Source organism: Rhodococcus sp. G6(2025), assembly GCF_058628105.1.
In genome coordinates, this window is sequence record NZ_CP179751.1 from 212,371 (window position 1) to 227,768 (window position 15,398).

Sequence of the window (15,398 nt, forward strand, 5' to 3'; positions counted from 1 at the left end):
GGCGGGATCTTCGGTGTGTACGGCCAAGCACGCATCGAAGAAAGAGGTGCACCGATGGCCCTGTCCCAGTCTGCCCTGTCCGAGCTACTCGACGCATTCCGTGCCGGAGAAGGCGTGGATCTGATCCGTGAATCGGTCCGGATGGTCATGCAAGAACTGATCGAAACCGAAGCCACCGAACAGATCGGCGCGGGCCGCTATGAACGCACCGAGGCCCGCACCACCGAACGCAACGGGGCCAGGCCCCGGCTGGTGGCCACCCAAGCCGGCGACGTCCAATTGCGGATCCCGAAACTGCGCAAGGGCTCGTTCTACCCCTCGATCCTCGAACCCCGCCGACGGATCGACCAAGCGCTGTACGCGGTGGTGATGGAGGCCTACGTGCACGGAGTTTCCACCCGCAGCGTGGACGACCTCGTGGCGGCTCTGGGAATCGATTCGGGTACTTCCAAGTCCGAGGTGTCGCGGATCTGCGCGGGCCTCGACGAAGTTGTTGGCGCGTTCCGGACCCGCCCGCTCGACCACACCGCGTTTCCTTACGTCTACCTCGATGCGACCTACCTGCACGTACGCAACAGCTCCTCGCAGGTGACATCGGTGGCGGTCGTGGTCGCCACGGGGATCACCGCCGAGGGTGCGCGTGAGGTCCGCCCCCGCAAGCGGGTGGTACCCCCAGGCCTCGATGTCGGGGACAGTGAGGACGAGGTGTTCTGGCGCGGCTTCCTCGCTTCGCTGAAGAAACGCGGCCTGTCCGGTGTCCGACTGGTCATCAGTGACCAGCATGCCGGCCTGGTCGCGGCACTGCGGCGCTCGTTCCAGGGGTCGGGGCATCAGCGGTGTCGGGTGCATTTCGCGCGAAACCTGTTGGCGCATGTCCCCAAGTCGCACTCCGACATGGTCGCCGCGGTGTTTCGCACGATCTTCGCCCAGCCCGATCCCGCGACCGCCGCCTCGACGTGGGACGAGGTCCGCGATCAGTTGGCTGGCCGGTTCCCCAAGATCGGTCCGTTGATGGATCAGGCGAAGTCAGAGGTCGTGGCGTTCAGTACATTTCCGCGGGCGCATTGGTCGAAGATCTGGTCGACGAATCCGTTGGAGCGGGTGAACAAAGAGATCAAGCGCAGAGCCCGCGTCGTGGGCATCTTCCCGAACGAGGCGGCCGTGATCCGACTCATCTGTGCGGTCCTGGCCGACATGCACGACGAGTGGCAGTCCGGCGAGCGCCGCTACCTCTCCGAGGGGTCGATGGCGTTGCTGGGCCCCAGCGGCGATACTGAGGCCATCGCCGCGATCAACCGTGGCGAGTAGGCACCGAGGATTCGACCTCAAAGCCCACCACCCCACGGGGCGCTATCGCGAACTGTTCCCGCTTCTCCGTCAGAGCAATGCCGGGGTGTCCTCCGTCGCGCTGTGTCGAGTCCTGCATCGCAACCTCCGAGTAGTGTCGGTGTTGCTTCTGGAACGCTAATCGACCAACGTCAACGAATTTCCGGGCGCCTGTAGAGACTGAGCGTCCGTACCGCATCGTGTCAGGGCGTGATTCGCCGTGATTCCACCACCCATGCAGCGATCTGGGCACGCGAGGTGAAGCCCAACTTGGCAAGAAGGTGTTCGATGTGCCCCTGCGCGGTACGCACAGATATCGTCAAGCGGGACGCTATCTCTCTATTGGTCAACCCCTCGGCGACCAACTCGGCGACCTCACGCTCGCGCTTGGTCGGACCGGCCTGTCCAGTGGTCGGTGTGTTTGACGCCGGACTTTGCTCACCGAGTGCGTAGGCGACCGCGGACTCCACTCCCAGCTTGTTCCCTTTTCTCTGAGCTGCGGCAAATGTCTTTTCGCTCAGCGCTCTCCGTGTATCCCGTTCGCTTCTCTCGCGGTACTGGACCAACCCAGATACGAATATCGGGGAACTCCCTATGGCATTGCTGAGGTTTTCTGCAGCTGAGCTCAACACCACGGCTCGTTCGAAAGCACCTTCCTCGGCAGCGATCCACGCGAGTGCTTGTAGGCACATGCTGATGACGAGCCGCTCATTGACTTTCCGCGCAGCGCGGAGCGCCTGTTGGAGTAGCTCGTTCGCCCGTTCGGTATTGGCGTGTCGCCACACCACCACGGCCAGGGCCCACAGCAAATACGACCGATGCACTGCTTCACCGTGCTCTTCGGTGACCGCGAGTGCACTCTCGTAACATTCGATGGCGCGCTCAGTGTGATTGAGCAACTCGTACGCGAACCCGAGACCCTGCAACAAGAGGATGTGGAGAGCAAGCGCGCTCGGCACGGCGGCGTAGGTTGGTCGTGCGGCCTCGAAATGGATTTGTGCATACTCGACGTCGCCGCCGTAAAAGGCCCGGTAACCTTCCGCAAGGTCGATGTGCGCCTGCAGCAGAGGATCGGCCGATCGATCGGTAAGTGTCCGTCCTTCTTGGATCAGGGTGATCGATGCCTGCGAGTCGCCCTGCACTCCGGCCATCACGCTGGCCCAGAGTATTGCCTTGGCGCGGTCAACGCCTACGGTGCGGGGCGACTGCGCCAGGAGCCGATCGATCCAGCGCCGTCCTTCGGTCAATAGACCGCGCGATAACCAGAGAGGGAACAGCGCTGCGGCCATGCCAAGCCCGGACTCGGGATCTTCGGAGAGGCAAAACTCTTGTGCCTGTCGGAAGTTCGGCAGTTCGGCGACCAATCGGGTCAGCCACTCGAGTTGCCGCGGACCGACCCAGTCAGCCTCGGCGTCCGAGGACAGCTGTACGTACCAGTTTCTGTATCGGGTGCGCAGCTCGGAGTAATCGGTGTCGGCACGGATCTTCTCCCGGCCGTAGTCGCGCACGGTCTCGAGCATCCGAAACCGAGCGACCGGAGCCGACTGTTCTCGAATGAGAATCGACTTGTCGACGAGAGAGGTGACGGTGTCCAGGAAATCGTCAACGGTCGGGTCCTGCCCGAAGATCTGCTCGGCCGCATTGAGCTCGAAGCTACCTGCGAACATGGACAGGCGAGCCCACATCAGTTGTTCCAGGGGTGTGCACAGGTCATAGCTCCAGTCGATGCACATCCGCAGGGTCTGTTGCCGTGACGGGGCGTCTCTGTGTCCGCGAGTCAGGAACCGGTAGCGGTCGGTGAGTCGCTGCAGAATCTCATCTGGGGAGATCGCCCGAAGTCGCGCGGCGGCCAGCTCGATCGCCAACGGCAGGCCGTCGAGGCGCTGGCATATCCGGGCGATGGTCACCTTGTTGTCGTCGGTGACCTCGAAGCCGGGCAGGACCGCGGCGCCCCGCTCGGCGAACAGTGCCACCGCGTCGTTTCCGGGCAGCCGTCTCGGCAGATGGTCGGCGTCGGGTACCGTAAGCGGGGCGATCGGTATCGCCACCTCGCCGCTGATACCGATCGGCTCCCGGCTGGTCAGGAGCATCCGCAGGCCCGGGATGGTGCGGAGCAGCGCTTCGGAGAGTTTCGCGACCGCGTCGAGCACCTGCTCGCAGTTGTCCAGAACGAGCAGTACTTCGCGCGGGGCGAGGAATTCCGTGAGGACCTCGAGAAGTGGCCTCGCGGATCGGTCGCGTAAACCCAGCGCATCCGCCACCATGGCTACGAGAAGTGAGTCGTCGCGCAGCTCGCCCAGCTCGATCAGGAACACACCATCAGCGAAACGCGATTGCGTTCGGCCGGCGACTCGTAGCCCCAGACGGGTTTTGCCCACCCCTCCCATCCCGGTCAAGGTCACCATGCGGGCCGTCGACAGCAAGCTAGTGACCTTCGCCGTCTCTTCACGACGGTCGATGAAGCTGGTCAACTGCAGCGGCAGCGCCCCGGTGCGGACTGAATGAGCAGCTGGTGACTCATCATCGTGCGGTGGGTGCGCCGGTGGCGTGTGACTGGAGGCGCTGTTGTCGGTTTCGTCGTGAAAGGTGCGGCCGGCCATGTCGTCGATCGGAAAGCCGTGCTCGTATTGCAGGTGCCGCAGCTGCTGACCCAGTTCCTCAACGGATGGGCGACCGGCAGGATCATTTGCCATCGTCGCCTCGATCACAGTGCTGACATCGTTCGCGATGCCGTGCTCTCGCGGGTTCGGCGTCGGCTCGGTCGTGATCCGAACGAACTGGGCGACCAGTTGCTCACCACTCCGGCGTTCGAAGGCAGCGTGGCCGGTGGCGGCGGCGAACACGGTCGCGCCCAGACCGTACACATCGGCGGCCGGACTCGGTGCGCCACCGGCAATGACCTCGGGTGCCGTGAAGGCCGGCGATCCGGTCACAACTCCGGCGGTGGTTTCGAATCCGCCCGAGATGTGCGCGATACCGAAGTCCGTCAACGCGGGCTCCCCGTAATCGGTGAGCAAAATGTTAGCCGGCTTGACGTCACGATGGAGGATACCGAGGTCGTGCGCGGCTTGGAGGGCACCAGCGATCTTGACGCCGACGCGCAGCGCATCCTCCAGTCTCAACGGACCCCGCCTGCGGATGTGTGCATCGAGAGAGTCATGGGCATAGAAGGGCATGACAATGTACGGCCGGTCGTTCTCAGTTACTCCGACCTGCAGGACGTTGACGACATTGGGATGGCCGGTCAGCCGACCCGCGGCACGCTGCTCACGCAGAAATCGCGCACGGCTGTCCTCGTCGAGGCCCCCGGTCACCACCTTCACCGCCACAGTGCGATCGAGCGCAGTCTGCCGACAGCGGTAGACGACCCCGAAACCCCCGCGCCCGATCTCCGCGGCGTCGGCGAACCCGGCCGCCGCCAAGTCTGCGACGACCGACCCGGCCACATCCGGACGGGTAGCGAAGGGATCAAACTCAATCATGAAGGCCCTCGGATTACCGATTGTTTGCCCACTCGAAGTTACTCGTCCCAACTTCGACCCGCGCAGGGTTAGCGCTCTGTTCTTCTCGCAGAGGAAGATCTCGCGATTGCCAGCCTGCTCCATCGTGGGTGCCTCGAGCACACGCTGAGCGCCTGACGCATCAACTCGGCGCGATCGGACCCCACCCGTGCGGCCGAGGCCTCGAGCTTGTTCCGCAGGCGGAATAGATTTCGGGCTGAAGATCGCGCAGCGGGTGCGATGGTCTCCAGGTCCCCCAAGGTCACCGGGCTTATCGAGCAGGCGACGAAGAGCAACCCGAAGAAGCGCTGTGTTGAGCGCCAGAGAACCTTCCAAAGTGAAGGCGAGCGTCCTTACGGACAAACTCACCGCCGGTTCGGATCTGTGAAGAGTCAGCCCGCGGCGGGCGGCTCAACCTGCCTGCGAAGAATTTTGCCGGTCGGTCCTTTTGGGAGGCTGGGGACAAACCAAATCTGCCGGGGGTACTTGTACCCTGCGAGCCTGGCGCGAACAAACTCGATTATCTCAAGCGGCTCGACGTGCGCTCCGCGTTTGAGTGATACGGCAGCTCCGATTTCCTCCCCGAGATGCGCGTGTTTGATACCTACAACAGCTGCCTCGGCAACGGCTGGATGCTCGTAGAGAACCTCTTCCACTTCGCGTGGGTACACGTTGTAGCCACCCCGAATAATGATGTCCTTTTTTCGATCGATGATGCTGTAGTAGCCATCGCTATCTCGTGTGGCGATGTCTCCTGTGCGGAACCAGCCGTCGCTCATGGCCTTCGCGGTGGCAGCCGGACGAGCCCAGTATCCCTTCATCACGTTCTCACCGCGGATTTGGATTTCTCCGGCCTCATCACATTCGACAATTTCGTTGTCGTCGTCGTCGACTAGCCGCAGCGTGCATCCGCGCACGGGGATCCCGATCGTGCCAGCTTTGCGTGGGTGTCCGGGCTGGTTGAAACACGCAATGGGTGCGGTTTCAGATAGTCCGTACCCCTCGTATATCTCGCATTCGAATCTTCGTTCGAACGCCTTGAGGACCTCGACGGGCATCGGCGCTCCCCCCACGATGCAGCAGCGAAGATGGGATAGCTTGACGGAGTCGGCCTCGGGAGAGTTGAGCATCGCGGAGTACATGGTGGGGACCCCTTCGAGGACTGTAACCTCATCTCGAACCAGAACACGCAGGGCTGATTCCGCATCAAACTTGGGGATCAGAGTCAGGAGAGCTCCTGACTTCACCGCGGCATTCAGTCCACAGGTCAGGCCGAACACGTGGAACAGTGGCAGGCACCCCAAGATGACGTCATTGGACCCGGTTTGAATCAGAGTCTCGGCAGTCGTCGAAGCATTGGTCGACATATTTTCATGGGTGAGTTCCGCTCCCTTAGGACTGCCCGTCGTCCCAGAGGTGTAGAGAAGAACTGCGGTGTCGTCACGGCTACGCTCCACAGGTTCATCGATCGGGTTTCCTGCCAGATCAGCGTCACTCGGACCACGGTCATCGACCATGAGCGCGGGAATCTTCTTCGCTAGTGCGGCTTTCACAACCAGATCCCCGCGAGATCGCGAGCCATAGATGAGAGCCATCCCAGAGTCGTCCAAGTAATATGTGATCTCACGCTCCTTGAGCATGGGGTTGATCGGAACTGCGACGGCGCCCACCATCAGAATCCCGTAGAAGATGATTGGAAACGCAGGGACGTTCGGCAGTACGACGCCGACCCGATCACCGGATCGAATACCTCGCGAACGCAGGTCCCCCGCCACTGCCGCAGCGGTACGAGAGAACTCAGAATAATTTAAGGTGGTTTCATCAAGCCGGAGCGCGGGTCGATCGCCCAGTTGCCGAGCAGTCTCGACAAGATTTTTCGCGAGATTTGATGACATCGAAACGACTTCTCCTGGATTGGCGTGGCGTCAGAAGGGCTACGGATGCGCCGGCGCTTCGGGACGCGACCTTCGCGCAAGTGAGCGAACCGACCTGAATTACGAGTTACGAGCTACCCCGCGAGGGGGTTTCGCCGGCGTGCCGATGAACGTTGCCCCTCGGGGTTCACGTACGTACAATATAAACGATGTGTCGAGTATGATCAACGTGCAGTCGAGATACTTAGCAAGATGTTTGCCTACGCAATGGAAGGAGGGTCGACTTAGTGCGGTGCCTCGATGGGTGACGCTCGCGCGAGCCGAGAACTCTGCAACGCAAGGCGCATGGATTGTCGAGCCGAGGAATGGGTGCCGCGTCACCAATTCCGCACCAGTCGTTGACTTGCTACATGAACATTAAATCGGATCTGTATTCCAACTTGGCCAAGACTGGCCCTGGGAATTCGTCCCCGATTGTTTTACCGAACTCCCGTGCAATCCGAGAGGCCGTCTCGGACGACGTTGCGGTGCATATCGTGTACTGACGTCGCGGCCCCCCGGCTACGTTCGCAGGTTGAAATGGCCTACTCTGTAGGCATGGCGACTTCGTTCTCAAACGGTCTCAACGGATCCGAACCTCGGACTGGCAGGCGCAATCTCAAGGGCGACATGCGCGAGCAAGCAATCCTTGAGGGTGCTTATGAGATTCTGCGCACCGAGCCGTTACGAAACGTTTCGATTGATGACCTTGCCAAGAGGGCAGGATTGTCGCGTTCATCCTTCTATTTTTATTTCGAATCTAAATGGCAGGTTCTTTCGGCGCTTCTATCGAGTGTGACTGCCGATGTGTTCACTGCATCATCAATGATCTTCGAGCGACCTCCTGGAATTTCTCCGGAGGCTGCCATCGAGCATGCAGTGTCGGAGGTCATGGTCGTATGGGAGCGACATGGACACGTACTCCGCGAGGTCGGTGATGCAGCGGCGGCCGAACCCACTTTGCAGGCCCAGTGGGACAAAATACTGGGTCGTTTTATCGATGCCGCGGCCGCTGCAATCGAGCGCGACAGAGCTACGGGTGTAGCTATTGATGGACCACCGGCTCGTTCACTGGCGGCAGCGCTAATGTGGATGGGCGAACGAAACCTGGGACTTATGAGCATGCGAAGCGAGAATGCAATTCGCACCGAAGACATGGTGGAGACGGTCACCACCGTATGGCTGAGAACGGTATTTGGTTTGGAATGGAGAGGCCGTTCGAAGAGCGATTAGTTCGGGTCGTTCAATGCAATCGCAGCGAACTGGTTAAAAACCGGTTCGCTGCGATCGATTTTATGCGATTCAAATTTGTCTCATGGAAATGCGGACCTTCAGGAAGTGCGTTCTCTTCCAGTCGAAGATACGTCGTAGTTGTTACTGTGGTTGATCGGCGGCCATCTTTGCCATATTCAGACCTGGCATCAGCATATGGCCACCGTCAACGTGCATCTCGAGTCCGGTTGTCCAACGAGACTCGTCGGACGCAAGCCAAAGCACCGCTTCGCTCATGGCGCGTGGTGGCAGCAACCCGACATCGCGAAGGGCAGACCAGTACTTCGCGCCTTCGAGGTCTTCTTTCACACCCTGCCCGGGGCCTTTACCTGCACAGAGATCATATCCGCCCTGCCAATCGAGGGCTGGAGTATCAGTCGGCCCTGGGAGCAGGATATTGACTCGAATTCCGTACTGACCAAACTCGAGCGCAGCGCTTCTCGCCAGCCCGATAACACCGTGCTTCGACGCGACATAGTGGGCGTAATGGGGTGATCCCTCCACGCCGTTGCCGGAAGAGGTAACGATGATGGAACCGCCGCCCCGTTCCTTGATCGCCGGCGACACTGCCTTGAAGGTGCGCCACACTCCGGTGATATTGACGTCCAGAACAGCCGTGAACTCGTCTTCAGGGATATCGTGGAACGGGTGTACGGTCCAGATCCCGGCGTTGGCGACCGCGACGTCCAGACCACCGAATGCCTTTACGCCATCAGCAACCAGTTTGTCGAGCGACGACTGCTTCCGGACATCTCCCTCGTGTGCAACGATTCGTCGTCCCAGTGCTTCGACCTCTTTGACTGTGATCTGGAGGTCATCAGCTGATCCGGTCGGATACGGGAGCCCGGTGTCCGGCGGACAGTCGATGGCGAGGATATTGGCGCCCTCCTCAGCGAGCCGGATCGCGTGCGCCCGTCCCATTCCACGTGCCGCACCTGTTACCAGGGCGACCTTCCCGTCCATGCGTCCCATTGGTCTCTCCTCTTGTGAGTGTGAATCGGATTGGTTGTGCTTCCCGGTCAATCGGCGTACCGGGTGGCCACTTGTGTATGAATTGCCTAGTCGCGGTGCAGTTCTGGCCCCGGTTTCTCACCCCACATTCACACATGGTGGAAGGCCTCCGGGAGGCAACGTTCGCAGCGCTATGGTGTGCTGTCGGTCGAGGTTATGAGCTGTAGCAGTACGTCGATTCCAGGTGGCTCGGTCCATACATGCTCGGAGTCGGCGATGAGGAAAGGAGCTCCGATCGGGTCCGGCCGTCCGGGCCCGCGGATCGTGCATCCAGCGAGATCGAGCTCTCTCGCGTTTCCGTCGAACCGCAACGCAATGTGGTCGAGCTTTGCCGAGGCTCGGCCCAGCGCGAGATCGAGAACGTGTGGATCGTCGATGGTGTATAGCTCGATATTGGCCGACGCTATGGCCAGAAACGTCGCGCGGATGGCGTGAGAGGGCGCCTCGAAAGTGTGCGCGATGCTGACGTTGAATCTGCTCTGCCAGCGTGTGGTGGCCAACTCGAGGTCGCGGACAAGTATCCCCACATGATCCAGCCGCGGAGTGCTTCCTTCCCGAGCATCTTCGGAAGGCGAGGACGGGGAGCGATTGACCATCGTCATTGATGCCTCGCGGCAACGAAATGAGGGGACACGCCCATTCGGGGTTCAGTCCAACGTTGGGTGACCACCTTGGACTTGGTGTAGAAGCGATATGCATCGTAGTTGAGTCCGTCATCGCCAAATCGCGAGTCGCCCCAACCTCCGAATCCGAACCAAGAGATCGGAACTGGAATGGGAACGTTGATCCCGACGCTTCCGGCCTGGACGCTGTGAGCGAATCGGCGACCGGCCACTCCACTTGCGGTGAAGATGGTCGCACCATTGCCATATGGGCTGGCGTTCACAATGCGAAGTGCTTCGTCGAGATCATCGACGCGGACCACACTCAGAATCGGTCCGAACACCTCCTTCTGATAGAGGTCACTGTCGACGCTTACGTTGTCGACTAAGCTCGGGCCGATAAAATAGCCGGCTTCGGACGTTATGTTGGCACGGCCGTCTACAACGACGTTTGCCCCTTGGCTAGGTGCCGCCTCCAACGCACCTCTGATTCGTTCGATGGCGACCTCTGAGATGAGCGGCCCCATGTCGGTGCCTTCGTCATTCCCCGGTCCGGTACGGAAGGCTGTGGCCCGCTCAGCGGTCTTGGCAACTAGCTCGTCCGCGACTTCCCCGACCGCTACCGCGATGGGCACGGCCATGCATCGCTGGCCGGCGGCGCCGTATGCAGCGGACGCCAGTGCGTCTGCCGCTGCGTCCAGGTCAGCGTCAGGCATGACGACCATATGGTTGTTCGCTCCACCCAGTGCCTGAACCTTCTTGCCGGCAGCGGCGGATTGGCGGTAGATCTCACGCGCAACGGGGGTGGAGCCCACAAAGGAAATGGCAGTGACGTCCGGGTGTTCGATCAACGCGTTCACCGCGTCAACGCCACCGTGCACGACGTTGAAGACGCCGTCGGGGAGCTCGGCTTCGGCGAGCAGTTGCGCCAGCCGCACCGAGGCGGACGGCACCCTCTCGCTTGGTTTGAGCACGAACGAGTTACCGCAGGCGATCGCGGCCGCGAACATTGACACCGGCACCATGATGGGGAAGTTGAATGGGGTGATACCAGCGCACACTCCGAGCGGTTGGCGGAACGAGTATGTGTCGACTCCTCTGGAGACCTGTTCTGCGTACTCACCTTTGAGGTGCTGTACTACAGATATCGCAACTTCGACAGCTTCGACAGAACGGGCGACCTCCCCTCTCGCGTCCGCGAGGGTTTTCCCCTGCTCCGAGGTGATGATCGATGCAAGCTCCTCACTGTGTTCAAGCATCAGGGCGCGGAAGCGGTGCAGAGTCGTCGCGCGCACGGGGGCCGGGGTCGAAGCCCAGGCCCCCGCAGCGCTTCGGGCGCTGGTCACAGCCGCGTGGACGACAGCAGCGCCTCCCAGCTCAACAAGCCTCAGTACGTGACCCGTGGCTGGATCGACAATCTCCGACCTCCGCCCGTTCGTCGAGCTGGAGGGGGCACCAGCGATCCAGTGCGGCACCGTTGCAAGATGGACATCGTTTGTAGTCACAGAAACTCCATAGTCACGAAGAGGCGAGTTGATTGTTCTTTGGCCGCTTAAGCTTTGGCGTCCCGGGGGTGCGGCAACTCTGGGAACATCTCCAAGCCATAGTTCGTCTTGAGATTCTCAACCTCTGCGGCTAGCTGCTCCGGAGTGCGCAATTCGCGATCGCGCGCTTCGTAGAAGTACTTGTCGATGCCGCCGCCGGGTTCGAATCCGCGGCTCTCGGGGCCCGGAACGAAGATCACGAGGATCCTCGCCTCTTCTCCGACTACCTCGTAGGTGTGCCGCTGATCCTTGCGCCCCCAGACGAATTGACCCGCGCCGGCATTGTAGGACCCGTCTTCGGTGTGGATCTTGATTTCACCGTCCATCACGAAGAAGCCTTCCTCTTCGCGGTGATGGATGTGCCAGACCGGCTCGGTTCCGCGAACCCAGTTGGTCTCAATGATGATGAGCTGGCCATTGGTGGTTTCACCGGTCGCATGAATCCAGAAATCTACACCGGTCATGAAGTCGCCGGTCATGTTGAAATGCACATCGCTGCGGTGGGAGACGTAGCTCTCTCCGTCTCGGTTTGTCGTCGGCTGAATCTGGTCGACATCGGACTTCGTGACCATGAGGGTCCCTTTCGTTGCTTGCCGTGGTGATGAGTGACGTCACGGTTTGGACATTTTTGAGATTAGACTCACAGTCGAGAAGAGTCAACACTCTGTCGGTTAATGACGTACCTGCAGGTCACACGGTGATAGCGGTGCGGGCTGACGCAGAGCAAACCACTGCTGCCCACATAATCGACACTATGTTGACTAACGCCGACGCTCGGTGCAGAGTTGAGACACCGGCGTGTGACCCGACGAGGGTCGTACGCCTCTGACAGCAGCTGTGGAGGAGACGACTGGTGAGTCCGCTACGGGAACACGTAGGTGCCGCGAGAACATCTATGAAGGACATTCATGAGTAATCTGCACCCTCAGGTACTTGAGTTGCTGGCGTCCCTATCAACGAATCCGCCGGTGCAGCCGTGGGACGTATCCATCGCCGCGTACAGGGCGGGCGGCGAAAAGTTGATCGGCTTGGCGGGTGATCGCAATCCACATTGCGATGTGAGGGACTTGAAGATTCCCCTCCGCGGGAGGGTAGTCAAGGCCCGGAGTTACTCCCCTAAAGGCGCAACCGCAGCAGTGCCGGGTGTCGTGTACTTCCACGGTGGCGGTTTCGTCAGGGGCGGCCTGGAGTCTCATGACCGACTGTGTCGCGAGTTGAGCGTCCAGGGAGCTCTCCGCGTGATCTCGGTGGCGTATCGCCTTGCGCCCGAAAACACCTATCCGTGCGCTCACGTAGATGCGATCGAGTCGTTCTGCTGGGTGGCCGATCGTTCTGATGAACTGAGAATTGACGGTGAAGCGCTGGCGGTTGCTGGAGACTCCTCGGGGGGAATGCTCGCAGCGGCGACCGCAGCGACTCTCAGCGCACGTACAGACGGTGCGTCGGTCAAGGCGCAGGGACTTCTGTGCCCGGTGCTAGATCTGACCTTGAGTAGTGACTCGGTGAACCGATACGGGTCGGCGCCTCTTCTTTCGCGTGCCGCACTCGAATGGTGTATCGATCAGTACGTGCCCGACGTGTGGCTTCGGGAGTCGTCGGAACTCTCGCCATTGTTCAGTATGAATCTGACCAGCGCCCCGCCGGCGTTTATCGTCAACGCAGAGATTGATCCAGTGTCAGATGATGCCAGTCGATATACGTCCAAGTTGCATGCTTCGGGCGTTGCAGTCGTCCATCACCAGTATGCGGGCATGCCTCATAGCTTCTTTCTACTAGCCGGCGTGGTGGATGAGGGCGAGCGTGCTATTACTGGCTTCGCGGAAGGATTGTCTAGGTTGCTGCGCTAGGTGATGGGTCGAGCAGCCATGCGCGCAGATAGGGTTTGGATTCGTCGAGCAGGCTTGTCCGGAAGCCCGCGTGGCCAGCAACTCCTCGACGTCCGTGGCGCGGACGAACCTCCGTACCGTTCTCCGGTTCAGGGAGAGTTTCCGCCCGATCACCGAGATCGACATACCAGCAGAGGCCAGTTCCTTTATCGCGGAGTGTCGTTCGCGGGTTCGGAACACCACTCGGCGGGCCTCTGCCCACGTAAACTCGCCTGAGCCGATCGTCTCTTGATCCGGGCCCTTGTCTACTTCATCCGCCTCGGTCTCGTCGAGGACGGGCGGAGATCGGCGCGGTGTCGGGTTACCGTCTTTTCCACAGCTTCGGCGAGGTTGTGCCACAGGTGCCAGCGGTCGGCCACCTGGACGGCGTCGGGGGCACCCGATCGTATGCCGTCGGCGTAGGCGCCGGCGCGGTCACGGCACACGATTTCGGTGCCGGGATGCTTCTTCAGCCAGGTAGCGACGGTCTCCGCGGTCCGATCGCCGAGCAGATCGATCGGTGTGCGGGTGGTGATATCGACACGACCGTTCCATAGATATGCCCGCGACGGATCGCGAAGTCGTCGATGCCCAGGACGCGGACGTCGCGGGCCTTCGAGTCCGGTATCGCCCGCACGGATCGGAGCAGGTGGTCACGGCCGACGCCGATCCCGCGCCGCGAGGCGAGGCGGGCCCCGGCCCGGCGAGCCCCGGCCAACCCGATCGCGGAGATCACCGCACCCAGCACCGGGGTTCTCCGCGCCCAGGGTTGGGTCAAACCGGGGATGTGCTCGGCGAAAGTCTTTTGTGCAGTCGGTGGTGTCGCAGAAGAATCGGCGGACTCGGATATCGATCGTGACCGGGTGCCCACCGATCGCGGTATCCGACAGCTGTCGGCGGTAGCGGGAATGCACCCGGGCGGACTCGCCGTCACAACGCGGGCACCGACCCCGCTCGCCTGTCGGTTCGGCAGCGACACGGATGGTCGAACCCACCCTCCGGACGCCGGCAATGACGACACCGACCAGACGGGGCCAACAATGCCTGCACACTCTCGAAATCACACGCCGATGATCCTCACCCGCCGCAGGTCAGCAGGCCGTGACGACACGCCCAGAATCTTCACGGAAAGTGCGCCAGATCCATCTTCAGCGAGCGCCGTCATCTGGGTCGAGCAACTAGTTCTAAGAGGCTGCGTGGCTTACTTGGAGGTCTCTGTCACGCCTTCCAACTTCGCCCGAAAAGCGGCGGGCCGCACATCACACTTACAGGCGATGTGCGGCCCGCCGGCTGCAGTCCAGATCCTCCTACTGCAGGGCCACGCGAAAGACCTGAAACTCGATGACGGGTCCGGGTGTCACTCGCCCTTGACCCACGAAGATGGTCTGGTTGACCCAGCCGTACCTAGCGTCCCCGCACTCGAGGCGCGGAGTAGTCACAAAGTAATGGTCGCCAAAGTTCGTGCTCGAGTCCGCGCCGGTCAAGGCGGCTGCAGCAGCTTCGGTCACCTCGACCAGGCCCTGGTAGCTCATGTAGATGACGGCACCGTCGTCGGTATTGAACTGAGCGCGCACATCTAGCCGCCCGAATCCGTCATCTCCAGCCAGGAGCCAGTCACCGCCGCCGATGGCTGCTGTACCGCTCAGTCGATCGCCCGTTACAGTGCCGCCAGTAACGGGGAGGACCTGCCGCACGCCGTACGGCCCAGGACCGACGACCTGCGGCGCAGCGAGTTCTGCGGTGTACGAGAATTCCGGGATGAGCTTCACTTGCTCACCTCCAGGCCTGCGGCTGCCATCACCTGGGACATACCCTCCGCAATGACTTCGACGCCGAAGGCTTGTTCGACGATGTTCGGATCGAAGTACTCGCGAATCATGACCACCTTGCCGCCTCTGATTCGCATGTGTGTGCAGTACGTGTTCGCGTACACGTTTCCGTTCTGCGTCACGGTCGCCTTCCCGTGTAGCTCGAGCACAAACAGCTCTGGATCAGTCGTGTCGTGCACAACCAAGGAGTCGATCCTCAGGTCGGGCACGGATTTGAAAAACCAGTCGATGAAGTGGCCGATGAGTTGGCGGCCGGGGACCGTCTTCGCGAGCGGCTCAGGGGCGAACGGCATCTCCCAAACAGCATCTTCGGCAAACCAGCCTTTCCAAGTCTCCAGCTCTTTCCCGGTCGGTGGCCCGCTCTCAAGGTCTCCCCAAAAACCATCCACTACCTTGCGATTCTCCGCTTGTGTACTCACAGCCGCCTCCTTGGTGGGCTCTGGCGACGACTGATGCGCCAGCCGCCGTAGCATCAAAGAATGCCCGTCCTGTCGGTGATAGTCAACAGTGTGTCGACACCATTCGGCGGTGTGCGC

Annotated in this window: 13 protein-coding genes and 1 pseudogene; 3 read left to right on the forward strand and 11 right to left on the reverse strand. The window is 61.2% G+C overall.

The window, feature by feature from the left end; all coding sequences use genetic code 11:
- The first annotated feature begins 54 nt into the window (after nt 1–54).
- Nucleotides 55–1,308, forward strand: a complete 1,254-nt coding sequence (locus ACLIVD_RS38030; protein WP_491933152.1) for an IS256 family transposase — start codon at nt 55–57, stop codon at nt 1,306–1,308.
- Nucleotides 1,309–1,529: 221 nt separating this feature from the next.
- On the opposite strand, the gene ACLIVD_RS38035 is transcribed toward ACLIVD_RS38030, so the two are convergent.
- Nucleotides 1,530–4,808 carry a protein kinase domain-containing protein gene (locus ACLIVD_RS38035; RefSeq protein ID WP_491933153.1) on the reverse strand — a complete coding sequence of 1,093 codons (3,279 nt, stop codon included), beginning with the start codon at nt 4,806–4,808 and terminating at the stop codon, nt 1,530–1,532.
- Nucleotides 4,809–5,218: 410 nt separating this feature from the next.
- Nucleotides 5,219–6,721 (reverse strand): long-chain-fatty-acid--CoA ligase, encoded by a 1,503-nt coding sequence (locus ACLIVD_RS38040; RefSeq protein WP_491933154.1) that lies wholly within the window; start codon nt 6,719–6,721, stop codon nt 5,219–5,221.
- Nucleotides 6,722–7,297: 576 nt separating this feature from the next.
- Here ACLIVD_RS38040 and ACLIVD_RS38045 point away from each other — a divergent pair.
- Complete coding sequence (locus ACLIVD_RS38045; protein ID WP_491933515.1) at nt 7,298–7,972, forward strand: TetR/AcrR family transcriptional regulator; 675 nt, start codon at nt 7,298–7,300, stop codon at nt 7,970–7,972.
- A 141-nt stretch (nt 7,973–8,113) separates the two neighbouring features.
- Here the strand turns inward: ACLIVD_RS38045 and ACLIVD_RS38050 are convergent, their stop codons facing one another.
- From ACLIVD_RS38050 to ACLIVD_RS38065, 4 genes are all read right to left on the reverse strand, one after another.
- The gene (locus ACLIVD_RS38050; RefSeq protein ID WP_491933155.1) at nt 8,114–8,983 is read right to left on the reverse strand and encodes a mycofactocin-coupled SDR family oxidoreductase; all 870 of its coding nucleotides are present in this window, start codon (nt 8,981–8,983) and stop codon (nt 8,114–8,116) included.
- Between the two features lie 170 nt (nt 8,984–9,153).
- Nucleotides 9,154–9,624: a VOC family protein gene (locus ACLIVD_RS38055; RefSeq protein WP_491933156.1), complete on the reverse strand. Its 471-nt coding sequence runs from the start codon at nt 9,622–9,624 to the stop codon at nt 9,154–9,156.
- Nucleotides 9,621–11,129, reverse strand: coding sequence for a CoA-acylating methylmalonate-semialdehyde dehydrogenase (locus ACLIVD_RS38060; RefSeq protein ID WP_491933157.1), 1,509 nt, complete (start codon nt 11,127–11,129; stop codon nt 9,621–9,623). Before ACLIVD_RS38060 ends, ACLIVD_RS38055 begins: the two co-directional genes overlap by 4 nt.
- Nucleotides 11,130–11,176: 47 nt before the next feature.
- Complete coding sequence (locus ACLIVD_RS38065) at nt 11,177–11,740, reverse strand: cupin domain-containing protein (RefSeq protein ID WP_491933158.1); 564 nt, start codon at nt 11,738–11,740, stop codon at nt 11,177–11,179.
- 336 nt (nt 11,741–12,076) lie between these two features.
- Between ACLIVD_RS38065 and ACLIVD_RS38070 the strand changes: the two genes are divergently transcribed.
- Nucleotides 12,077–13,015: an alpha/beta hydrolase gene (locus ACLIVD_RS38070; protein WP_491933159.1), complete on the forward strand. Its 939-nt coding sequence runs from the start codon at nt 12,077–12,079 to the stop codon at nt 13,013–13,015.
- Between the two features lie 284 nt (nt 13,016–13,299).
- On the opposite strand, the gene ACLIVD_RS38075 is transcribed toward ACLIVD_RS38070, so the two are convergent.
- The 5 genes and pseudogenes from ACLIVD_RS38075 to ACLIVD_RS38095 all read right to left on the reverse strand — a co-directional run bounded on the left by ACLIVD_RS38075 (nt 13,300) and on the right by ACLIVD_RS38095 (nt 15,281).
- Nucleotides 13,300–13,569, reverse strand: coding sequence for a transposase (locus ACLIVD_RS38075; protein ID WP_491933516.1), 270 nt, complete (start codon nt 13,567–13,569; stop codon nt 13,300–13,302).
- Nucleotides 13,503–13,811 carry a hypothetical protein gene (locus ACLIVD_RS38080; protein ID WP_491933530.1) on the reverse strand — a complete coding sequence of 103 codons (309 nt, stop codon included), beginning with the start codon at nt 13,809–13,811 and terminating at the stop codon, nt 13,503–13,505. The genes ACLIVD_RS38075 and ACLIVD_RS38080 overlap by 67 nt, the downstream gene beginning before the upstream one ends.
- 100 nt (nt 13,812–13,911) lie before the next feature.
- Nucleotides 13,912–14,097, reverse strand: a pseudogene (locus ACLIVD_RS38085) (hypothetical protein); the annotation flags it as partial.
- Between the two features lie 243 nt (nt 14,098–14,340).
- A complete protein-coding gene (locus ACLIVD_RS38090) occupies nt 14,341–14,802 on the reverse strand; it encodes a DUF3237 domain-containing protein (protein ID WP_005255880.1) in 462 nt (153 codons plus the stop codon).
- Nucleotides 14,799–15,281, reverse strand: coding sequence for a nuclear transport factor 2 family protein (locus ACLIVD_RS38095; RefSeq protein ID WP_491933160.1), 483 nt, complete (start codon nt 15,279–15,281; stop codon nt 14,799–14,801). The genes ACLIVD_RS38090 and ACLIVD_RS38095 overlap by 4 nt, the downstream gene beginning before the upstream one ends.
- Between the last annotated feature and the right edge of the window lie 117 nt (nt 15,282–15,398).

What these genes read in the sequence shown, in the direction of transcription:
- ACLIVD_RS38030 (WP_491933152.1), top strand. Translation starts at nt 55, where the DNA reads ATGGCCCTGTCCCAGTCTGCCCTGTCCGAGCTACTCGACGCATTCCGT.
- ACLIVD_RS38035 (WP_491933153.1), bottom strand. Translation starts at nt 4,808, where the DNA reads ATGATTGAGTTTGATCCCTTCGCTACCCGTCCGGATGTGGCCGGGTCG.
- ACLIVD_RS38040 (WP_491933154.1), bottom strand. Translation starts at nt 6,721, where the DNA reads ATGTCATCAAATCTCGCGAAAAATCTTGTCGAGACTGCTCGGCAACTG.
- ACLIVD_RS38045 (WP_491933515.1), top strand. Translation starts at nt 7,298, where the DNA reads ATGGCGACTTCGTTCTCAAACGGTCTCAACGGATCCGAACCTCGGACT.
- ACLIVD_RS38050 (WP_491933155.1), bottom strand. Translation starts at nt 8,983, where the DNA reads ATGGGACGCATGGACGGGAAGGTCGCCCTGGTAACAGGTGCGGCACGT.
- ACLIVD_RS38055 (WP_491933156.1), bottom strand. Translation starts at nt 9,624, where the DNA reads ATGACGATGGTCAATCGCTCCCCGTCCTCGCCTTCCGAAGATGCTCGG.
- ACLIVD_RS38065 (WP_491933158.1), bottom strand. Translation starts at nt 11,740, where the DNA reads ATGGTCACGAAGTCCGATGTCGACCAGATTCAGCCGACGACAAACCGA.
- ACLIVD_RS38070 (WP_491933159.1), top strand. Translation starts at nt 12,077, where the DNA reads ATGAGTAATCTGCACCCTCAGGTACTTGAGTTGCTGGCGTCCCTATCA.